This is a genomic window from Archangium sp. (assembly GCF_057119385.1).
In genome coordinates, this window is the sequence record NZ_DBNGVP010000125.1 from 92312 (window position 1) to 110837 (window position 18526).

The 18526-nt window shown below is 70.7% G+C and carries 19 protein-coding genes; 11 read left to right on the forward strand and 8 right to left on the reverse strand.

Annotation, left to right across the window (positions count from 1 at the left end):
• Window positions 1–65: 65 nt before the first annotated feature.
• Window positions 66–563 (forward strand): gluconokinase, encoded by a 498-nt coding sequence (locus AC16DP_RS30765; RefSeq protein ID WP_329731453.1) that lies wholly within the window; start codon window positions 66–68, stop codon window positions 561–563.
• A gap of 3 nt (window positions 564–566) precedes the next feature.
• Here AC16DP_RS30765 and AC16DP_RS30770 read toward each other — a convergent pair whose 3' ends face one another.
• The 4 genes from AC16DP_RS30770 to AC16DP_RS30785 form a co-directional block, all read right to left on the reverse strand.
• Window positions 567–1616, reverse strand: coding sequence for a phosphotransferase (locus AC16DP_RS30770; RefSeq protein WP_329731454.1), 1050 nt, complete (start codon window positions 1614–1616; stop codon window positions 567–569).
• 68 nt (window positions 1617–1684) lie between these two features.
• Window positions 1685–2311, reverse strand: coding sequence for a hypothetical protein (locus tag AC16DP_RS30775; RefSeq protein WP_329731455.1), 627 nt, complete (start codon window positions 2309–2311; stop codon window positions 1685–1687).
• 9 nt (window positions 2312–2320) lie between these two features.
• Window positions 2321–3760: an aldehyde dehydrogenase family protein gene (locus AC16DP_RS30780; protein ID WP_329731456.1), complete on the reverse strand. Its 1440-nt coding sequence runs from the start codon at window positions 3758–3760 to the stop codon at window positions 2321–2323.
• Between the two features lie 55 nt (window positions 3761–3815).
• On the reverse strand, window positions 3816–4490 hold the full coding sequence (locus tag AC16DP_RS30785; RefSeq protein WP_329731457.1) for a TetR/AcrR family transcriptional regulator: 675 nt from the start codon (window positions 4488–4490) through the stop codon (window positions 3816–3818).
• A gap of 106 nt (window positions 4491–4596) precedes the next feature.
• On the opposite strand from AC16DP_RS30785, the gene AC16DP_RS30790 reads away from it, so the two are divergent.
• Window positions 4597–5223 carry a phospholipase D-like domain-containing protein gene (locus tag AC16DP_RS30790; RefSeq protein WP_329731458.1) on the forward strand — a complete coding sequence of 209 codons (627 nt, stop codon included), beginning with the start codon at window positions 4597–4599 and terminating at the stop codon, window positions 5221–5223.
• Window positions 5224–5269: 46 nt separating this feature from the next.
• Complete coding sequence (locus tag AC16DP_RS30795) at window positions 5270–6628, forward strand: sensor histidine kinase (protein WP_329731459.1); 1359 nt, start codon at window positions 5270–5272, stop codon at window positions 6626–6628.
• A gap of 57 nt (window positions 6629–6685) precedes the next feature.
• Here AC16DP_RS30795 and AC16DP_RS30800 read toward each other — a convergent pair whose 3' ends face one another.
• From AC16DP_RS30800 to AC16DP_RS30815, 4 genes are all read right to left on the reverse strand, one after another.
• Complete coding sequence (locus AC16DP_RS30800; protein WP_329731469.1) at window positions 6686–7363, reverse strand: helix-turn-helix transcriptional regulator; 678 nt, start codon at window positions 7361–7363, stop codon at window positions 6686–6688.
• Window positions 7364–7443: 80 nt separating this feature from the next.
• Window positions 7444–8346: a fatty acid desaturase family protein gene (locus AC16DP_RS30805; protein ID WP_329731460.1), complete on the reverse strand. Its 903-nt coding sequence runs from the start codon at window positions 8344–8346 to the stop codon at window positions 7444–7446.
• 110 nt (window positions 8347–8456) lie between these two features.
• Window positions 8457–8921 (reverse strand): helix-turn-helix transcriptional regulator, encoded by a 465-nt coding sequence (locus AC16DP_RS30810; protein ID WP_329731461.1) that lies wholly within the window; start codon window positions 8919–8921, stop codon window positions 8457–8459.
• 325 nt (window positions 8922–9246) lie between these two features.
• Window positions 9247–10005 (reverse strand): hypothetical protein, encoded by a 759-nt coding sequence (locus AC16DP_RS30815; RefSeq protein ID WP_329731462.1) that lies wholly within the window; start codon window positions 10003–10005, stop codon window positions 9247–9249.
• Between the two features lie 247 nt (window positions 10006–10252).
• On the opposite strand from AC16DP_RS30815, the gene AC16DP_RS30820 reads away from it, so the two are divergent.
• The 8 genes from AC16DP_RS30820 to AC16DP_RS30855 all read left to right on the forward strand — a co-directional run bounded on the left by AC16DP_RS30820 (window position 10253) and on the right by AC16DP_RS30855 (window position 18517).
• Window positions 10253–10705: a hypothetical protein gene (locus AC16DP_RS30820; RefSeq protein WP_329731463.1), complete on the forward strand. Its 453-nt coding sequence runs from the start codon at window positions 10253–10255 to the stop codon at window positions 10703–10705.
• Window positions 10706–10993: 288 nt separating this feature from the next.
• On the forward strand, window positions 10994–12736 hold the full coding sequence (locus AC16DP_RS30825; protein WP_329731464.1) for a HEAT repeat domain-containing protein: 1743 nt from the start codon (window positions 10994–10996) through the stop codon (window positions 12734–12736).
• A gap of 49 nt (window positions 12737–12785) precedes the next feature.
• Window positions 12786–13748 (forward strand): ParA family protein, encoded by a 963-nt coding sequence (locus tag AC16DP_RS30830; RefSeq protein ID WP_483956903.1) that lies wholly within the window; start codon window positions 12786–12788, stop codon window positions 13746–13748.
• Between the two features lie 41 nt (window positions 13749–13789).
• The gene (locus AC16DP_RS30835; RefSeq protein ID WP_483956904.1) at window positions 13790–14836 is read left to right on the forward strand and encodes an extensin-like protein; all 1047 of its coding nucleotides are present in this window, start codon (window positions 13790–13792) and stop codon (window positions 14834–14836) included.
• A gap of 209 nt (window positions 14837–15045) precedes the next feature.
• On the forward strand, window positions 15046–16242 hold the full coding sequence (locus AC16DP_RS30840) for a hypothetical protein (protein ID WP_329729726.1): 1197 nt from the start codon (window positions 15046–15048) through the stop codon (window positions 16240–16242).
• A complete protein-coding gene (locus tag AC16DP_RS30845) occupies window positions 16242–16997 on the forward strand; it encodes a ferritin-like domain-containing protein (RefSeq protein WP_329729725.1) in 756 nt (251 codons plus the stop codon). Before AC16DP_RS30840 ends, AC16DP_RS30845 begins: the two co-directional genes overlap by 1 nt.
• Before the next feature lie 39 nt (window positions 16998–17036).
• Window positions 17037–17573, forward strand: a complete 537-nt coding sequence (locus AC16DP_RS30850) for a TspO/MBR family protein (protein ID WP_329729724.1) — start codon at window positions 17037–17039, stop codon at window positions 17571–17573.
• A 32-nt stretch (window positions 17574–17605) separates the two neighbouring features.
• Complete coding sequence (locus tag AC16DP_RS30855; RefSeq protein ID WP_329729723.1) at window positions 17606–18517, forward strand: ABC transporter ATP-binding protein; 912 nt, start codon at window positions 17606–17608, stop codon at window positions 18515–18517.
• Window positions 18518–18526: the final 9 nt, after the last annotated feature.

The following is an 18526-nucleotide window of genomic DNA, read 5'->3' on the forward strand; positions in this document are numbered from 1 at the left end:
CTGCTCTCGCTGCCCGGCTGCGGTGGATGTGCAAAAAGCACGGGCGAGCCGGGGAGGACACACGCGTGGTCATCATCGTCATGGGGGTGTCCGGGTCGGGGAAGACGACGGTGGGACAGCGGCTCGCCGCGGCGCTCGGGTGGCGGTTCCGGGACGCGGATGATTTCCACCCTCCCGGCAACATCGCGAAGATGGCCGCGGGCACTCCGCTCACGGACGAGGACCGCGCGCCCTGGCTCTCGGTGCTGCGGGAGCTGGTGGGGAACGCGCTGGCGGCGGGGGAGTCGCTGGTGCTGGCGTGCTCGGCGTTGAAGCACTCCTACCGGGAGCGGCTGACGGTGGACGCGGCGCGGCAACGGTGGGTGTACCTGCGGGCACCCCGGGAGCTCATCGCCGAGCGGTTGAAGGCGCGTCAGGGCCACTACATGCCGGTGTCGCTGCTCGACAGCCAGCTCGCGGCGCTGGAGGTGCCGGAGGACGCGCTGGTGGTGGAGGCCACGGCGGATCCGGACACACTGGTGGCCACCCTCCTCCGGGAGCTGGGGCCGCGGCCGGCCTCCTGAGCGTCACTCCAGCTCGTCCAGCTCGCGGAAGGCGGGCCATACGAAGGGCGGCACCGTCCAGCGCTCGCGCAGGCGCGTCTCCAGCGTCTCCAGCGTGCGGGCGAGTCCCGGGAAGCCCTCGACGGGGGCGAGCAGGGTCCGGCAGCGCGCGAGGTGGTGCAGCAGGGCGGCGCGCTCGGAGAGGCCCGGAGCCCACTCGCGGTCCTCCTCCAGCACGCGCGGGTGCAGCCACTGGAAGAGGTTCACCGTGCGCGCCAGCGCCACCGTGGCCCGGGCGTGCACCCAGGCCGAGTCCGCCTGGGCCGCCTCGCACTGTGAGGACAGGGTGATGCGGTAGGTGATGTCCGCGCGGGCGATGAGCTCGTCCGGCAGGGGCACGGTGACGAGCCACATCAACGCGTCGTACAGCGCGTGCCGCATGCCCGCGTACTCGAAGTCGAGCAGGCGCGGGCCGCCGGGGGTGAAGAGGACGTTGCCCGGCGCGAGGTCCCCGTGAGTGAAGGCGAGGAAGGGCCCCGGGTTGGCGAGCGTGCGCGCCACGTTCTGCAACTCCTCATGCAGGCCCGGCGCCGCCTCGGCCTCCACCGCCGAGAGCCAGCGCAGCAGCCGCCCCTCGTTGTCGAGCAGGAAGCGCGCGTTCTCCACCCGCACGCGCTGGGGGCGTGGCGGCAGGGCCTGACGGACGAGCTCGTACTCGGACTGGAGGCCCAGGGTGCGCGCGTGGAGCTGTCCGGCGAGGCGCGCGGTGGCGATCAACCCTCCGGTGGCCGCGCGGGCATCCTCTCCGCGCAGCAGCTCCTCCAGCGTGCGTCCGCGTCCCAGGTCCTCGAGCACGAAGAGGCGCGCGTCCACGTCGGCGGCGAGCAGGCGCGGGCCGAACTCCAGTCCCTGGCGGGTGAGGAAGTCCGCGCCGGCCTGGTCATCGAGCCCGCACACGGGGTCATCCCGGAAGTGCTTGAGGATGATGGCCGGCACCGGGCCGCCGCGCACCTGGGCGCGCACCACCACGCTGCGCGACTCGGTCTTGAGAAGCTCGGGGGCGCCGAGGAGCACCGGGCGGCCCCAGGCCGAGGACAGTGCACGGGCTGCGTGGGCCAGCAGGGAGGTGAGGTCTGGCGGGCTCAGGACCGCCGCTCCACCGTTGCCCCCAGCCGCTCGAGCAACTCGCGGTACCACGTGAAGGCCCGCTCGGTGCGTCCCGGCAGGGCATGGGTGCCCCACAGCACGGTGAGGGTGCGGCGCGTGCCGGCGTGCGTCTTGGTGCGCTGCGCGTCCTTCACCGCGTTGGCGCAGGGGCCCTCCGCGTCGAAGAGGCACAGCAGTCCTCCGAGGTCGATGCTCTGCCCGGAGGCGTTGAAGACATACGAGGCGCCCTCGGGGGCGATGCCGATGCGCAGGGGCTCCTTCGCCCGCTCCGGGTCCACCACGCTGATGGGCAGCCCGCTGTGCAGCGACACCGCGTTGCACACGTCCACCGCCGCGTTGATGGAGCCGAGCGTCCCATCCCCCGCCGCCCGCACCAGGTACTCCGAGGCCGGCTTGCTCCGGCCCGTGGGCTTGAAGCCGCCATGGCGCAGCAAGTCCCTCACCGCGCCGCGCACGGCGTCATCGGCGCTCAGGGGCGCCGGAGCGTCCAGCTTCAGCAGCGCCACCAGCCACTCGGGCGAGGGCTGCTCGGACAGGGGCTTGGGGAAGGTGGCCTCGAAGGCCACCGTGTCCAGCAGGGGATGGGAATCGACGGTGAGCACGCGGTCCTTCTACTCGAAGAGGCGGCTGGCCATGCGCTGCATCTTCTTCGCCTTGTCCGTGTACGGCGGGAAGAAGGTCTGCAGGAAGGCAATGGGGCCCTGGCGCAGCACCGCCCGTTCGTGGCTGAACGTCCGGAAGCCGTACTCGCCGTGGTAGTTGCCCACGCCGCTCTCGCCGATGCCGCCGAAGGGCAGGTCCGCGTTCGTCAGGTGCACCACCGTCGTGTTCACGCACGTGCCTCCCGCGGACGTCTCGGAAACGAGACGATCCACCGCCGCCTTGTCCTGGCTGAAGATGTACATGGCCAGGGGCTTGGTGCCCGCGCGGATGTGCTGAATCGCCTCCTCCGTCCGCTGGTAGCGCAGCACCGGCAGCACGGGGCCGAAGATCTCCTCCTCCATGATGGGGGCCTCGGGCTTCACGTCCGCCAGCACCGTGGGGGCGATGTAGCGGCTGGAGGCGTCCACCACGCCGCCCGTCACCACGCGCACCCCGCTGGCCACCGTGCGCTCCAGCAGCCCGTTCACCCGGGCGAACTGCGCGTCATCCACCATGCGGCAGAAGTCCGGCGTGGCCTTCCGCGCCTCCTCCGTCTTCCCGTAGAAGCGCTCCAGCGTCTCGCGCACCTTCGCGAGGAACTCCTCCTCCTTGGAGGCGTGCACCAGCACGTAGTCCGGCGCCACGCACGTCTGGCCGCCGTTGAGGAACTTGCCGAAGGCGATGCGCTCGGCCGCGGCCTTCACGTCCGCGTGCTCGTCCACCACCGCGGGCGACTTGCCGCCCAGCTCCAGCGTCACCCCGGCCAGGTGCTTCGCCGCCGCCTCCATCACCTTGCGCCCCACCCGCGGGCCTCCGGTGAAGAAGAAGTGATCGAAGGGCAGCTCCAGCAGCGCCTGGCTCTCCTGCGCGCCTCCCTCCACCACCGTCACCTCGGACGGGTCGAACACGTCCCGGACGAGCTGCGCGATGAAGGCCGACGTGTGCGGCGTCTTCTCGCTCGGCTTCACCATCACGCAGTTGCCCGCCGCCACCGCCGCCACCAGCGGGGAGAGGGTCAGCTGGAAGGGGTAGTTCCACGGCGCGATGATGAGCACCACGCCCTTGGCCTCGTAGCGCACCTCGCTGCGCGTGCCGGCGAGCAGCATCGGCGTGCCCACCTTGCGCGGCTTCATCCACTTCGCCAGGTGCTTGATGGCATGGTCCAGCTCCAGCAGCACCAGCAGCATCTCGCTCGTCTCCACCTCGGCCGCCGGCTTGCGGAAGTCCGCGTGGATGGCCTGATAGAGCGCCTCGCGCCGCTCCACCACGGCGCGCCGGAGCTTCCTCAGCTTCTCGACGCGCTCCTTCGCGCTCGTCCTCGACACCTCCCAGCGCCGTGCCCGCAGGCGCTCGAAGCTCTCCTGGAAGGGATTCTTCCGGCCCTGCTCCTCCATGCTCACCACGCGCATCGCGTCCTCTCCTCGGGAAGGTCTTCTGGGTTGAAGGGTTGGAAAAGCGTGTGACTCAGCGGGACTCCAGCCCGCGCAGCGAGGTAGTGAGCGCGTCCGCCAGCTCCCGCGTGAAGTCCACCCGGAGCGGCTCCAGGTGGGGGGCGGCCTCGTGCACCTCGCGCACCACCGGGGACAGGTCCGCCATCTGCCGCAGCCCCACCACCAGCGCGTGCACGTGCAGGAAGAAGCGCACGCCCTCGCCCGCCTTCAGGAAGGGCAGCCGCTTCTCCACCAGCGTCCCCGCCCGCACCACCGCCTCCAGCAGCCGCTCCTTGAAGGTGCGCACCTGCTCCACCGTGACGTTCTGCTCCAGCACCGTCTGCAGCCTCGCCAGCAGCCGGGTGAGCGGCTCCTCCCCCTCCAGCGTCTCCGCCACCGTGCGCGCTACCCGCGCCCCCGTCCACCGGCCCTCGCTCCGCCCCAGCGCCTCCTCCAGCCGCGCGAACCACGCGAAGAGCTGCTCCTCCAGCAGCGCCAGGAAGAGCGCCTCCTTCGTCGGGAAGTAGAGGAACACCGTCCCCTTGGCCAGCTTCACCCGCTCCGCCACGTCCGCCATCTTCACCTCGTCGTACGAGGTGGCCCGGTACAGCTCCAACGCCGCGTCCAGCAGCTGCCGCCGCCTCGCCTCCTTGTCCTCTTCCTTCCTCGCCCGCTGCGGCATCACCCGCTTCGCCGTGTTGCTGACCATGAGTCATTGCGTAAGGGGCACGCCTCCGGCTGTCAAGTGACCTGAGGTCATCTGTTCACGAGCGGAGAAACTCGCGGTGGCCCGGCCGGTGTGCGAGCATGTGGGCATGCGTCCCATCCAGGCGGAGTTGCTCGACGGCGGCGCGCTGTACCGGGAAGTGGTGCTGGGCAAGCTGGCGCACGCGCGCGAGTCGGTGTGGATAGCCACGGCGAACGTGAAGGCCATGTACGTGGAGCAGGCGGGAGAGTTCGTGCCGCTGTTGCAGGTGCTGGACGGGCTGGCGGCGCGAGGGGTGGCGCTGCGGCTCTTGCACGCGGAGCTGCCCAGCCGGCCCTTCCGGGCGGAGTTCGACAAGCGCTCGAGGCTGGTGCGGGGCGGGTTGGAGCTGAAGGTGTGCCCGCGGGTGCACTTCAAGACGGTGCTGGTGGACGGGGCGTGGGCGTACCTGGGCAGCGCCAACCTCACCGGGGCGGGGCTGGGGGCCAAGGGCGAGGACGTGCGCAACTTCGAGATGGGCTTCGTCACCGAGGACTTCGACGTCATCGACCGGGTGACGGCGCTCTACGAGTCGGTGTGGAGCGGGGCGGAGTGCCGGGGCTGCCGGCTGCGCGCGGTGTGTCCGGACCCCATCCTCCCCGCGAGCGCACGGCCGGCGAAGAAGGAGTCCCCCGGCGGCATCCAGCTGGGCAAGGCGCGGCGGTTGGTGCGCGGACGCGGCCGGCCGGGCCGCTAGAGGGCCCGTACATTCCCACTGTCCGGAATGTTACAATCGCGTCCCGATGACGGCTGATGCCTCTGGGATGCAGGCCCTGCGCCGGGTGAAGCGGAAGAACTACTTCGTCTGTGCCGCCCTCCTCTTCGGGGGATTCATTGGCCACGGCCTGGCGGCGGGCGCCTTCTCGCCGGCGCTCGCGCTGGCGTACGGGGGGTGGGGCGCGGGCTTCCTGGGCATTGGCCTGGCGGTGGGGGCGGGGTGGATCTCCGTGGGGGCGACGGGGTTCTGGTCCGGGTCCGTGTCGCTCGTGGCGGCGACGGCGCTCGTCCACCTCACGGGGGGGCCGCTCAGCCCCTGCTTCCCGATGCTCAGCGCCATCCCCTTCGCCATCGCCATCTTCACGCCGGACACCCGCGTGCCCACGGTGGTGGCCTGCGGGGGCATGCTGCTCTCGGTGGCGGTGCTGGACGTGCTGGCCGGCCTGCCGGCGCGCGAGCTGCTGGCGCACATGGCGAGCTTCGGGCTGATTGGGGCCATCGCCGTCGCGGGCTCGCACACGTACCGGCGCATGAGCGACGCGGAGAAGACGGCGCAGCAGGAGCGGCTGGTGGCGCAGCAGGAGCGGCTGGTGGTGCTCGAGCAGCTGGCCGAGAGCGAGCGCCGCCGGATGAAGGCCGAGCGCGAGCGCGTGGAGGTGGACCGGCTGGTGCTGGTGGGGCAGCTGGCGGCCGGGGTGGCGCACGAGGTGAACAACCCGTTGGCCTTCGTGAAGTCCAACCTCGGCTTCCTGGAGCGGGAGCTGCGCACCGAGGGCGGACCGTTGGACGTGGGCGAGCTGCGGGACGTGGTCGCCGAGACGCAGGATGGGGTGATGCGCATCCAGCAGATCGTCATGGACCTGCGGCGCTTCTCGCGGGAGATCGACGAGGGTGACGAGGGGCAGGCGGAGGATGCCATCCAGGAGGCGAGGCGGCTGGCCTCGGTGCGGCTGCGGGGCCTGGGGGACGTGACGCTGGAGATTGGCGCGGGGCTGCCGCCGGTGCGGCTGGGGCAGCGGCACCTGGTGCAGGTGCTGTTGAACCTGCTGGTGAACGCGGCGGACGCGGTGGAGGACGCGGAGCCGGCGCGCCGGGCGGCCATCGCGGTGAGGGCGCGGGAGGTGGAGGGCGGGGTGCGGTTGGAGGTGGAGGACAATGGCCCGGGGATTCCCCAGGAGGTGCTGGCGCGGCTCTTCGAGCCCTTCTTCACCACGAAGCCACCGGGGAAGGGGACCGGGCTGGGGCTGGCGCTGTGCCGCGAGTACGTGTCGCGGGTGGACGGCTCGCTGCACGCGGAGAACCGCCCCGAGGGGGGCGCCCGTTTCGTCCTGTGGTTGCCAGCGGCGGGCGAGCACGTCTCCGCTTCGGCCTCCGCCGCGGCGTGAATGTGCCCATTTCCCCTCTCCCGAGGGGAGAGGGAATATGGAGGGAATATTGTGGACTCAGGGCGTCTTGCGGTGCCGGGCCCGCCAGGCGCTGGGGGACTCGCCGGTCATCTTGCGGAACAGGCTGCTGAAGTGCTGGAGCGAGGCGCACCCCACCTCCACGGCCACCGAGGTGAGCTTGGCATCGCTCTCGAGCAGCAGCGCCTGCGCGGTGCGCACCTGCACCGTGTTGAGCTCGGCCTGGAAGGAGGTGCCGGCCTCGCGCAGGCGGCGCTGGAGCGTGCGCTCGGACATGCCCAGCTCCCGGGCCACGTCCGCGAGGCCGGCGTCCACCAGCCGGTGGCGCAGCACCCGGTGCAGCTCGCCGAGCAGCGGGTGCTGCCCCATCTGCTGCATCACCAGGTCGTTCAGCTCGTTCATCAGGGCGCGGGACTCGGCCTCGGGGCGGCCCAGCCAGGCGAGCGCCTCATTCGCATCCGCGAAGGCCCGCGTGGGGTAGCCGGAGCTGACGAGGCTGTAGAAGCCGCCCACCACCGCGCCCGCCATGCCCTCGGGGCGCACCAGCGCCTGGCGCCTCACCGTCTGGGAGAAGCCGGAGATGCGCGGCGCCATGTACTTCACCAGCACGGACAGGCCGTTGGCGTCCGGGGCCTCCACGCGGCTGGCGTCCACCAGCGACAGGTGGGGCGCCGCGGGCGCCAGCTCCACGTCCAGCACCTGGGTGAGCCGCTGGATTTGCGACTCGCCGGGCCTGCCCCACACGGTGAACCCGCACAGCTCGGGCGTGGCGTACCAGTGGAAGAAGTTCTCTCCCGTCAGATAGCGGCCGATGGGGTCTCGGAGGTAGTCGTCGAGTCCTTCTGCGGGGCGCACGGCGCGGGAGCATAGCGCTTGAGGAGCCGGACCACCCAGGACGGATGGATGGGGGCCAGCGGGGTTTGCAGTGCTGGACGAAGCAACCCCTCGGAAGCCAGCCGCTCGGTGAGGGCCGGCAGCTCCCGCCAGGGCGCCTGGGGGCGCAGGTGGTGGGCCTGGTGGTAGCCGGCGTTGAAGCACAGCAGGTTGTACAGCCGGGACGTGGACGTCACGGCCAGCGAGTCCCGGCGGGTGGCGTCCGTCTCGTGGTGGGCCGCCAGGTTGAGCAGGTGGATGGACAGCTGCCCCGCGAGCATCATCCCGAAGTAGGACAGGGCCAGCCAGGGCCGCCACAGCGCGAGCGCCACCAGGGCGCCCTGCAGCAGGACGAAGTCGAGCACCAGCTCGGCGCGCTGGCCCTTCCTCTGGCCGGCGGCCTTCCACACCTTGCCCAGCAGCCCATAGGGCCAGAGCCAGGGGGTGAGGGTGGAGCGCACCAGGTACGTCACCGCGCCCTCTCCGGCCCGGCGCCGGCCCCAGTCCCCCTCTCCATCGTTGTACCGGTGATGGTTGAAGTGGTGGAGGTGGTAGCCGCGGTAGGCGAAGCCGCACGCCACGCCGAGCGTGCGAGACACCAGCCACCGCAGCGCCCGGGGGCGGGCGATGGGCTGGTGCATGTGGTTGTGCAGGACGGCGTAGTTCCAGAAGAGGAGGAGGAAGCCCGTCACGAGCAGCGTGACGCGGCCCGTCATGGGCAGGGTGTCCCAGCTCACCAGCAACGCGGCGAGCCAGGTGCACCAGAGGCCATGGACGGCGAGGTGGGACACATCCAGCGTGGGGGAGGCGGAGGGGTGGTGGGACATGGCCCCTTCGATGTACGCACGCGGGGTGTGAACTGCTTCATTGCAAGCGCCAATCGGTTGCGCCAGCGCGAAAATCCGGACGTTCCCGGCCCCCTCTGACAGGCGGTGGATCAGTCCTCGCCCTCGCGGCGCAGGGTGGAGGCCATGAGAGAGAGGGCGCGGATCTGCGTGCTGTTGAGCTTGCGCACGTTGCGCAGCAGGCGCCGCATCGCGGGCTGCTCCTGCTCGGCCGGGGGCGGGGGCTCCTCCCAGACGGGAGGCTGGGGCGAGCTGAGCGCGAGCATGGCATCCGCGGACATGTGCAGGGCCAGGCAGATGCGGCGCAGCGTGGGGACGCTCGGCATGAGGAGTCCCCGCTCCAACCGGCCGTAGACCTCGGTGGCCACGCCGATGCGCTCGGCCACGTCCGCCTGCGTCAAGCCGGCCTTGAGCCGGGCTTCCCGGGCCGCGTCTCCCAGGGCCTTGGACAGCTTCAGCTTCGCCTCGCGCTTGCTCCGGCGGGGGCGCGGGGGAGCGGGAGGGGGAGGGGGAGGGGTCTGCTCGGGGGGGACTTGAAAAGTAGTCTTCGACGCCATGGCTCCGTCCTGACTCCTCGCTGGCTTATATGACTTCGCAAGTCATGTGTCAGCGGCGACTTCGGAAGTGGGTTGAGGGGTGAAGGGGGCACGAAAGGAAAGAGGCTCCCGGCGCGTGTTGGTGGCACGTGCCGGGAGCCTCTCGAGGCATCAAGGAAGAAGCCGTGCTCCTCCCAACGGATGCCCATGGGTGTTGGCAGGGGCCCGGTGTCACCCGCACCTGGCCCCTGCACGAGCCAACCGGTGGCGCTACCCGGAAGGACTCGCGTGTCTCGTGTTACCTCTCAGCTTGAGTCTGGCAGCCCCACCTGTCAAGTCACCTGCGTCAAGGATTCAGGGCCTGCGGAGGACGCGGAGCGCTGTACCCCGGCAGGTAGCATTTGCCCTCCAATTCGTAGGCATCGTCTCCGCAGGGCGGACGGGCCGCGATCTCGACCCAGCAGCCACCGCGGAGGACGATCTCGTGCCGCGACTTGCACGGTGGGCGGTTCTGACCCCGGAAGGGCCCCTGGGGCATGGGAAGGGCAATGACATCCGTTCCGTTCGTGTAGAGCGCCGAGGCGGGGTCCGGGCCGTCCACGGTGAGCACCGGCGGCGCGACGGCGGGCGTGGTGGGCCCTGGCGTGGCGTGCGTCCACGGCGTCACCCCGAGCGCCAGCAGCAGGGCGATCAGGGCTCCTCCGCTCGGGGGGCGCGAGCGCGGAGGAGAGGGCTTCTGGGGTCCGGCCGTCAGATGGTCCCGCGCCTCGGGGCGTGTGTCGATGCGCATCAGTGCCACCGCCCACCGCTCGAGCATCCACGTGAGCTGCCGGGGTTGTCCGTTCGCGGGCGCGCGCTCCACCTCCAGCGCGAGGTAGGGCGGGGTGACGTTGGCGGTGGCGCGCACCTGCCAGTCCTCCTCCGCGCGCAGATCTCCTTTCGGTGCGGGCATGAGCACCAGGGCCGGGTTGCCCGTCTCGGTGTTGCGCGCCTCGTACAGCCGGCCCAGTCCGCCACCGATGCCACGGTAGCGTTTGAGGACGCGGTAGGGTTCCGGGGGTCCATCGTCCGGGTGGATGTCTTCCTTCTCGTCTTGCTGCTCCATGGGGTGTCCTCCCGGAGAAGACTCCTAACACACCGGGCTGACCAATCGAGTCGGGTGGAAACAGCGGGAGGTCTCGGACCACGTGTGCCCTGGGGGGCGGTGGACGCGGGGGGGCCGGCGAACCTGTTGGCTGGAAAGAGCGCAAGAGGTCTTGAGCTCTTGTTCCCTACCCGTGATGTTTTGTATACCAACAGTGAAGCCGGGAAAGTTCTTGTCCGGCTCGTTCAATACGAGAGGAGACCTACCTATGAGGTTCAAGTTCACGCCTGCTCTGGTCGTTACCGGGTTGCTCGTTTGTGTTGGGGGCGCGGCCGCGTCCGTCGGCAAGCAGAGTCTGGATGACGCTGGAAGCCAGCAGGGCGCGACTGCGCTGACCGGTGTGCAGACGGTTGAGTCCGCACCGGTCGAGATCCCCTCGGGCTCCACCGCCTCGGTACGTGCCTACTGCCCGTCGGGCATGCGCGTCATTGGCACCGGGTTCTACAGCTCCATCACCGATGTGGGGTTCGTGAAGGCCTATGGCTCGTTCGTCGGCGGCTTCTTCAACAACAAATCTTCCATCCCCGTCTCCGTTCATGTGCAGGCGATCTGCGCATTGGAGACGTCGGGGCTGACGGCGCTCTCGAAGAGCGAGGACTTCGAGCGTGACGTGCGCCAGCTCTCCGAGCAGTGGCAGCTCATGCAGCAGGACGCCAGGTAGCGTTCATTCCAGTGCGGCCGGGCTGTCCGCGAGGCGGCCCGGCCCGTGTGTGGAGCGGTGGACGCACCCCTCCCTGATCGCGCGGAGGCCCGAGAAATCGGCCCCGGCGCGATTGTCAACTCCCGAGGTGGGTCAGGACGGAAAAGTCCCAACCATTTCAGGGGTTTACCTCGCATGACGGTCTGACATATGGTGGCGCGCTCCCGGGGTCCCCCGGGTACCGGAGTCCCCGCGTTCCCAGGCGCGGCGGGCTCCTGGCGTGCCCCGGTAGGGAGGGCTGTTCAGGCCGTGAGCGAAGAGCGTCCGGACGCGCTGCTCAAGAGCGCACTCGAAAAGATCGTCTACTTCGAGGCTCGTGCCGAGCAGCTCAACCACGAGCTGACGTCCACGCGCGAGGAGATGGAGCACCTGCGGCGCGAGCTGGCCCAGTCCGAGGAGCGCGAGCTGGCGCTGCGCCGCGAGGTGGCCGGGCTGGAGGTGCGCCTGGGCCGCATGGCCTCCGAGCGCGAGGAGCTCACCCGCCTCAACCAGGCCCTGCGCACCGAGCGCAGCCAGCTGCTCGGCAAGCTGCTGGAGGCCAGCCGCATCCGCACCTCGGACGGCCGTGAGCGCGAGGAGGAGGACGACGACGGCCTGGGCATCGACCTGGCCTCGTTCATCTCCCAGCTGCGCAGCGAGGCGCTCGAGCGTCCCGCCGTGACCGCGTCCGCGCCGTCCGCCCCCGCCTACCCGTGGCCCTCCCAGTCCGAGCCGCAGCGCCCGCAGGAGGTGGAGCAGCCCGCTCCCGCGCTCGCGATGGTGTCGGCGTCCGGCTCCGCCGCGAGCGTCTCCCCGGTGATGCAGCACGCGCAGCGCCTCTTCCTGGAGGGGCGGCTGGCGGTGAGCCCCGGGCAGATGGCGGAGCTGTCCGGCGGCGGCGACGAGACGCTCTTCGGCTTCTCCGTGCGCGAGCTGTCGGCGCCGGATGCCACCTCGCGCGTGCGCGCCGCCGAGCGCCTCAAGGCCCTGGGCCAGCCGGCCGCCGCGCCCGCCCTGGCCACGGCGCTGCACGCGGAGAAGGACCCCTCCGTCCAGGTGGCCCTGCTGGCCGCCTTCGCCGAGGTGGGCAAGGAGGAGGGCGTCCTCGTGGTGTCGCCCCTGCTGGCCTCCAACGTCCCCGAGGTCCGCATCGCCGCCCTCAAGGCGCTGCTGAGCATCGCGCCCCAGGAGGCCGCGCCGCACCTCGCCCAGGCCGTGAAGGACCCGGACCGCTCCGTGCGCCGCCGTGCCTCACTGCTGGCGCTGGGCCTGGAAGGGGAGGGCGCGCGCCGGCTCGGCGAGGAGGCCATCCACGATCCGGACTCCGAGGTGCGCAGCCTCGCCGCCCTGGCGCTCGGCGCCGGCAGCGGGGAGCACGCCCGCATGCTGCTGCTCGAGGCCCTCAAGGATGACGAGGTGCGCGTGCGCCGTTCCGCCGCGCAGAGCCTCTCGCGCATCCTCGGCCATGACGTCTCCGCCGTGGTGGACATGGACGAGGGCCGGCGCCGCCGGGAGATCCGCCGCCTCGCCACGCTCCCCGTGCAGCCCGTGCGCGCCTCGCTCCTCCCGAAGCCCGCCCCCCGCGCCGCCGCGCCCGTGGCCGCTCCCGCTCCCGTCGCCCCGCCGGCCGTGCGAGCTCCAGTGCCCGTCGCTGCCCCCGCTGCCGCCGTGCGTCCCTCGCCGGCTCCGTCCATCGCCCACCGGGCCGCGGTACCGGCCGCTGCTTCCGCTCCGGCCCGGGGCTCGGCCCAGCAGGCCGTCCGCACCGCCGCGGCTCCCACCTCCGCGCCAGCCCAGCCCGTGGCGCGTCCCGCCGCGCGCCAGCCCGTCTCCCCGGTGGAGGCCCTGTGTGGACCGCTGATGTCGGAGATTCGCGCGGCCATCCGGGGCCGCTCGCTCGGGGAGCTGGCCTCCGGCATCTCCGCGCCCCCCGAGCTGGCCGAGGAGGCGCTCACCCTCCTGGTGGCCAGGGGAGCGATCATCCGGCGAGGTCACAAATACTTCGCCGCTTGAGGCAAGGTATGACCTCCCCGGTCTCGACGAAGGGTTCTGAGGATTCTCCATGGACGCGCCGACGTACAGCTCCAAGCAGGTGGCCGAGATGCTCGGCTTGCCACCGAAGTCCATCGCCTCGGCGCTGAAGCAGGACAGCTACACGGGCGCCGAGGTCTGGGCCCTGCGCACGCAGCTGGGCGCGTTCCCGCCGTCACTCGGCCGCCGCAAGCAGCTCTTCCTCAACTTCAAGGGCGGCACGGGCAAGACGTCCCTGTCCACCTCCTACGCCTGGCGCCTGGCGGAGCTGGGCTACAACGTCCTCATCGTCGACCTCGACAGCCAGGGCCACGCCACCAAGTGCCTGGGCTTCGAGGGCGAGGACTTCGACAAGACGCTCCTCAACGTCCTGGTGCGCAAGTCGCCCATGTCGGAGGTCATCCAGAAGTCCTCCCTGCCCAACCTGCACTTCGTCCCCTCCAACCTCACCATGTCCACGGTGGACCTGGCGCTGATGCCCATGGCGGGACGCGAGTTCAAGCTGCGCAACGCCCTCAAGGAAGTGGAGGCGCAGTACGACGTCATCGTCTTCGACGCGCCGCCCTCCTTCGGCCTGCTCAACCTCAACGCGCTGATGGCGGCCAACGACTTGTTCGTCCCGGTGCTGGCCGACTTCCTCTCCTTCCACGGCCTCAAGCTGCTCTTCGAGACGGTGCAGAGCCTGGAGGAGGACCTCAACCACGTGCTGGACCACGTCTTCATCGTGGTCAACTCCTTCAACGCCACCTTCAAGCTGGCCAAGGAGGCGCTGGAGGCGCTGCAGACGCACTACCCGGAGTACCTGCTGCCCACCATCATCCGGCAGTGCACCAAGTTCGCCCAGGCCTCCAGCGAGGGCCGGCCCGTCTTCGTGGCGGACCCCAGCTCCAAGGGGGCCATGGACATCGAGGCCCTCATCCAGAATGTGCTTCCCCGCTTGCGTGTGGGCACGGCTCCCGGTACCGATGATAGCGGCGCGCAGCGGGCCGGTTGACGTATAACCCCGTCTCTCCCGCTCTCAGGCTCGTCTCGTCCATGAAGAAGGCCTTCGAACAGAACGTGTCCCGCGCCAAGCCGCGCCTCCGTCTGGGTGCATTCACCGGCGTCGTCGATCCCGCCGCGCCCGAGGAGCCGCAGGAGCAGCCCCCGCAGGCCCTGGCCCAGGAGTCCGACCAGGCCCCGGCCCCCGAGCCGGAGCCGGCCCCCGAGCCCGCCGCGACGGCCGCCCACGACCTGTCCGCCGAGGTGCGCGCCCGCGTCGAGCGCGCCCGCGCGCCGCGTCCCACCGCCTCCGAGGTGATTGACGCCGCCCTGCGCGCCCCCGCCGTCCAGGCGCCCCAGGAAGTGCCCGCCGCTCCCGTGGCCCGGGCCGAGCCGCCCGAGCACGAGGTGGAGGTGCAGACGCCGGCTCCGCCCAAGGAGGACCTGGACAACCAGGCCCGCCGCGAGCGGCTGAAGGAGCGCCTCAAGGCGGTGCGTGAGAACCCGCGTCCCGAGCCCCTGCCGGCCAGCGTGGCCGAGGCGGGCCTGCGCGCGGTGGAGCGCATCTCGGCGCTGCAGTCCGAGCTCACCAAGGTGAAGGCGCTCAACCTCACGCTCACCCAGGAGCTGGAGGTGTCGCGGCGCCAGGCGGAGAAGGCCACCGAGGAGGCCCGCCTGCGCATGGACGAGGCGCGCCGGCTCGCCACCGACATGGAGGGCCGGGTGAAGCTGCTCGGCGACCTCGAGCGGGAGCTGGCCGCCCTGGAGGGCGAGCGCGACGAGGCCCTGCTGTCGCTGCAGGAGGCCCGTCAGGCCATGCAGGCCCAGGCCCAGGAGCGCTCCACCCTGGAGGCCGCCGTCGCCGAGGCCAAGCGCGCCCTGGCCGACAGCCTCTCCGAGGAGGAGCGGCTCGCCGGGGAGCTGGAGTCCGCCAAGGACGAGGCCTCCGCGCTGCGCCGCACCGTGGACACGCTCCAGGGCGAGCGCGATGTGCTGGCCCAGCAGGTGGCCTCGCTCACCGCCGAGCGCGCCGAGCTGCTCGAGGCCCGCAAGGCGCTCGAGGCCGTGCACCGCGCCCTGAGCCAGGCTGTTTCCCGCTAGTCCCCGGGTACAGTCTCCTCCTGCTTCCGAAGCCCGCCGGTCCTCGTGACCTGGCGGGCTTTCTTGTGTCTGGAGCCCTGGAGAGCAGGCGGAGCGCCAGCACGGGTTTGCCGCATCCGGAGGGGAGTCGGAGCTTTACCGGCGAACCCGGGGGGGTGGTGTGCTCCGTGCGCTCCACGGTTCTCCCGAGACACTCAAAGGAGTGACACGTGGCTCTAGACCTCTTCAAGGAGAAGGGTGTCCCCCTGGACCGCCAGCGGTTCACCTGGAAGGACCTGACACGGAGGATGATCAGCAAGCTGGATGACGACGCCTTCACGCGCGTGCGTGTCATCCTGATGAACGGCATCGAATCCGAGTCCGTGCGCTTCAGCCACGCCTGTGCCCGGATGAACCGGGAGCTCCGCGAGCCGCTCGCCCTCATCCGCCGGGTGGAGCACTTCCAGCAGACGCTGGTCAACTGGCTGAATCCGGGGAACCAGTCCCCCCTGGAGACCACGCTCGGCTACGAGCAGACGGCCATCGAGGTGACGGCGAGCGTGGCCCAGCACGAGCCCGATCCGTACCTGGCCCAGACGTACCGCTTCGGCATGCTCGAGGACTTCGATCACCTGTACCGGTACTCGGCGCTGTACGACCGGCTGTGCGGCAAGGATCCGAACACCATCACCCAGAGCTATACGGACATCATTCCCGGACGGCTCACCGCCATCGAGCACCGCCATCCGCTGGACGACGTGCGCCGGCCGTATGAGGCGCGCACCGCGGCCCCCATCACCAGGCTCAACGCGCTGACCATCGTCTCGGCCGAGAACCAGGTTCACACGTACTACATGAACATCGGGCCGAGCTTCACCGATCCGGTGGCGCGCCAGCTGTACGCGGAGATCGCCGCCATCGAGGAGCAGCACGTGACGCAGTACGAGTCGCTGTGCGACCCGGGCGAGTCGTGGCTGGAGAAGTGGCTGCTGCACGAGGCCAACGAGGTCTACAACTACTACAGCTGCCTGCGGTCCGAGACGAACCCGCGCATCAAGGAGGTGTGGCAGCGGTTCACGGACTACGAGCTGGGGCACCTGCACTACGTGATGGAGCTCTTCCAGCGGCTGGAGGGGAGAGACCCCGCCGAGGTGCTGCCCCGGGAGCTGCCGGAGCCCATCGGCTACCACAGCCACCGCGAGTTCGTGCGCAAGGTGCTGATGAACGAGGAGGGCCTGAGCGCGAAGGGCACCGGGTTCGTGCCGCGCGCCGAGGAGGCCGAGCGCACGCTGCTCTACCGGCAGCAGCTCAACTCCGAGGGGAGTCCATCCGCGATCGCCTCCGCCGGCTACCGCTGGCGTCCGGGCACCGAGCTCGCGGAGGAAGCCGAGCGCGTGAGCACCCTGGCCGAGGGGAGGATCCAGTAATGGAACGCAAGGCGAGCGAGATGGGGATGAACCGGACGGGCATCAGGGTCCACCCGGTGAAGAGCAGGGAGACCGTCGAGGGCTCCGAGAAGTTCGCGCCGGACATCCCGGGGGATGCGTCGGTCATCGCGAAGCAGCGCCAGGACTTCGCGCGGGAGGCGGGGAACCTGGGCACGGTGCCGCCGCCGAACCTGAAGGGGATGGCCAAGGCGGCGATGGACCTGCTCAAGGGCGGCCGGGCCACGGTGCTCGTGGACAAGCTGGGCCAGCGTGCCGGCTTCGAGCGCACGGGGACGCGGCTGTACGAGCTGGCGCTGTCCAAGCTGGACGTGTTCGGCACGTGGGACGGCGGGCCCTCGCGCGAGCAGTTGGAGAAGATCCGCCGGGACGAGCTGTCACACTTCGCGCTCGTCAAGCGGACCCTGGAGAAGCTGGGCGCGGACCCCACGGCGCTCACGCCCGCGGCGGAGCTGCAGGCCAACATGTCCGAGGGCGTGCCGAGGATGCTGGCGGATCCACACGTCAACCTGCTGCAGTCGCTCGAGGGGCTGCTGACGGCCGAGCTGGTGGACAACGCGAGCTGGGAGCTGCTCATCGAGCTGGCGCGCGAGCTGGGGCACCAGGAGCTCGCCGAGGACTTCCAGCGGGCGCTGGACGTGGAGCAGGAGCACCTGGCGCTGGTGCGGGCCTGGATCGCGGCGGGAACGAAGCTGGAGGCGAGGGTGGGCGAGGAGGCCGCGGGAGCCCCGGCGTAGCGGACGGACGGACGCCCCCTCTCCCACGAAGACGTACCCATGGAGGTCGTGACGATGCTGGAGCAACACAATCCGAACAACCCTGCCCTGCGCAACCCGTCCCTGCGGAAGGAGTCCTTCGTTGCCCTGGGGACCATCGGGGCGCTCACGGCGGGCACGGCGCTGCTCGGAGGGAGCGTCTCGAACAGCGGGCAGCTCTGGTACAAGCGGCTGCGCAAGCCGGGCTTCACGCCGCCGCCGTGGGTATTCGGTCCGGCGTGGACGGTGCTGTACGGGCTGATGTCCATCTCCGCCTGGAGGGTGTGGAACCGGCCGGCGGGCCCCCGGCGCTCGTGGGCGCTCGCCCTGTGGGGGCTGCAGCTCGGCTTCAATGCGCTCTGGTCCCCGCTCTTCTTCGGCAAACACCGGCAGCGCGAGGCGCTCGCGGACATCGCCGCACTGGGCGTGAGCCTCGCGGCCTACACCGCGGTGGCGCGCAAGGTGGACACGGGTGCGGCGTGGATGATGGTGCCCTACCTGGCCTGGGTGGGCTTCGCCAGCGCCCTCAACGAGGAGATCGTCCGCCTCAACCCGTGACATGATGCCCTCCTCTTCTTTCGGAGGGCTCCATGGAGCTCCGCATCCAGAACCTGTCCAAGCGCTATTCCAACGGCACCCAGGCGCTCCAGGACGTCACGCTCACCATCAAGCCCGGCATGTTCGGGCTGCTCGGGCCCAACGGCGCGGGCAAGTCCACGCTGATGCGCACCCTGGCCACCCTCCAGGAGGCCGACAGCGGCAGCGCCACGCTCGGTGACATCGACGTACTGAAGGACAAGGACGCGGTGCGCCGGGTGCTCGGCTACCTGCCCCAGGACTTCGGCCTCTACCCGAAGGTGACGGCCGAGGATCTCCTCACCCACCTGGCCACCCTCAAGGGCATCTCCAACGCCCGCGAGCGCAAGCAGGTGGTGGACGCGCTGCTGCAGCAGACGAACCTCCACCACGCGCGGCGCAAGCAACTCGGCGGCTTCTCCGGCGGCATGCGCCAGCGCTTCGGCATCGCCCAGGCGCTGCTCGGCAACCCCAAGCTGCTCATCGTGGACGAGCCCACCGCGGGTCTCGATCCCGAGGAGCGCGTGCGCTTCCACAACCTGCTGAGCGAGATCGGCCAGGACGTCATCGTCCTCCTCTCCACGCACATCGTCTCGGACGTGCGCGACCTGTGCCCCCAGATGGCCGTGCTCAACGGGGGCAAGGTGCTGCTCACCGGCGCGCCCGAGAACATCATCGCGCGCCTGGAGGGCCGCATCTGGAAGAAGTTCGTGGACAAGGCGGAGCTGCCCAGGCTCCAGGCCGAGCTGCCCATCATCTCCCACCGGCTGCTGATGGGGCGCACGCTCGTGCACGTCTACAACGCCGGGGCGCCGGACGCCTCCTTCGCGCCGGCCGTGCCGGACCTCGAGGACGCCTACTTCGCCACCATCAAGGGACACCTCGCGCAGGAGCCGGCTGCCGGCCTCCAGGCCATCGCGGGCTGAGGAGCCACC

Bases quoted from the DNA above. Each gene is read 5' to 3' on its own strand.
- AC16DP_RS30795 (WP_329731459.1), top strand. From the start codon at position 5,270: ATGACGGCTGATGCCTCTGGGATGCAGGCCCTGCGCCGGGTGAAGCGG.
- AC16DP_RS30830 (WP_483956903.1), top strand. From the start codon at position 12,786: ATGGACGCGCCGACGTACAGCTCCAAGCAGGTGGCCGAGATGCTCGGC.
- AC16DP_RS30785 (WP_329731457.1), bottom strand. From the start codon at position 4,490: ATGGTCAGCAACACGGCGAAGCGGGTGATGCCGCAGCGGGCGAGGAAG.
- AC16DP_RS30790 (WP_329731458.1), top strand. From the start codon at position 4,597: ATGCGTCCCATCCAGGCGGAGTTGCTCGACGGCGGCGCGCTGTACCGG.
- AC16DP_RS30850 (WP_329729724.1), top strand. From the start codon at position 17,037: ATGGAGGTCGTGACGATGCTGGAGCAACACAATCCGAACAACCCTGCC.
- AC16DP_RS30810 (WP_329731461.1), bottom strand. From the start codon at position 8,921: ATGGCGTCGAAGACTACTTTTCAAGTCCCCCCCGAGCAGACCCCTCCC.
- AC16DP_RS30815 (WP_329731462.1), bottom strand. From the start codon at position 10,005: ATGGAGCAGCAAGACGAGAAGGAAGACATCCACCCGGACGATGGACCC.
- AC16DP_RS30805 (WP_329731460.1), bottom strand. From the start codon at position 8,346: ATGTCCCACCACCCCTCCGCCTCCCCCACGCTGGATGTGTCCCACCTC.
- AC16DP_RS30845 (WP_329729725.1), top strand. From the start codon at position 16,242: ATGGAACGCAAGGCGAGCGAGATGGGGATGAACCGGACGGGCATCAGG.
- AC16DP_RS30780 (WP_329731456.1), bottom strand. From the start codon at position 3,760: ATGCGCGTGGTGAGCATGGAGGAGCAGGGCCGGAAGAATCCCTTCCAG.
- AC16DP_RS30820 (WP_329731463.1), top strand. From the start codon at position 10,253: ATGAGGTTCAAGTTCACGCCTGCTCTGGTCGTTACCGGGTTGCTCGTT.
- AC16DP_RS30835 (WP_483956904.1), top strand. From the start codon at position 13,790: ATGAAGAAGGCCTTCGAACAGAACGTGTCCCGCGCCAAGCCGCGCCTC.
- AC16DP_RS30855 (WP_329729723.1), top strand. From the start codon at position 17,606: ATGGAGCTCCGCATCCAGAACCTGTCCAAGCGCTATTCCAACGGCACC.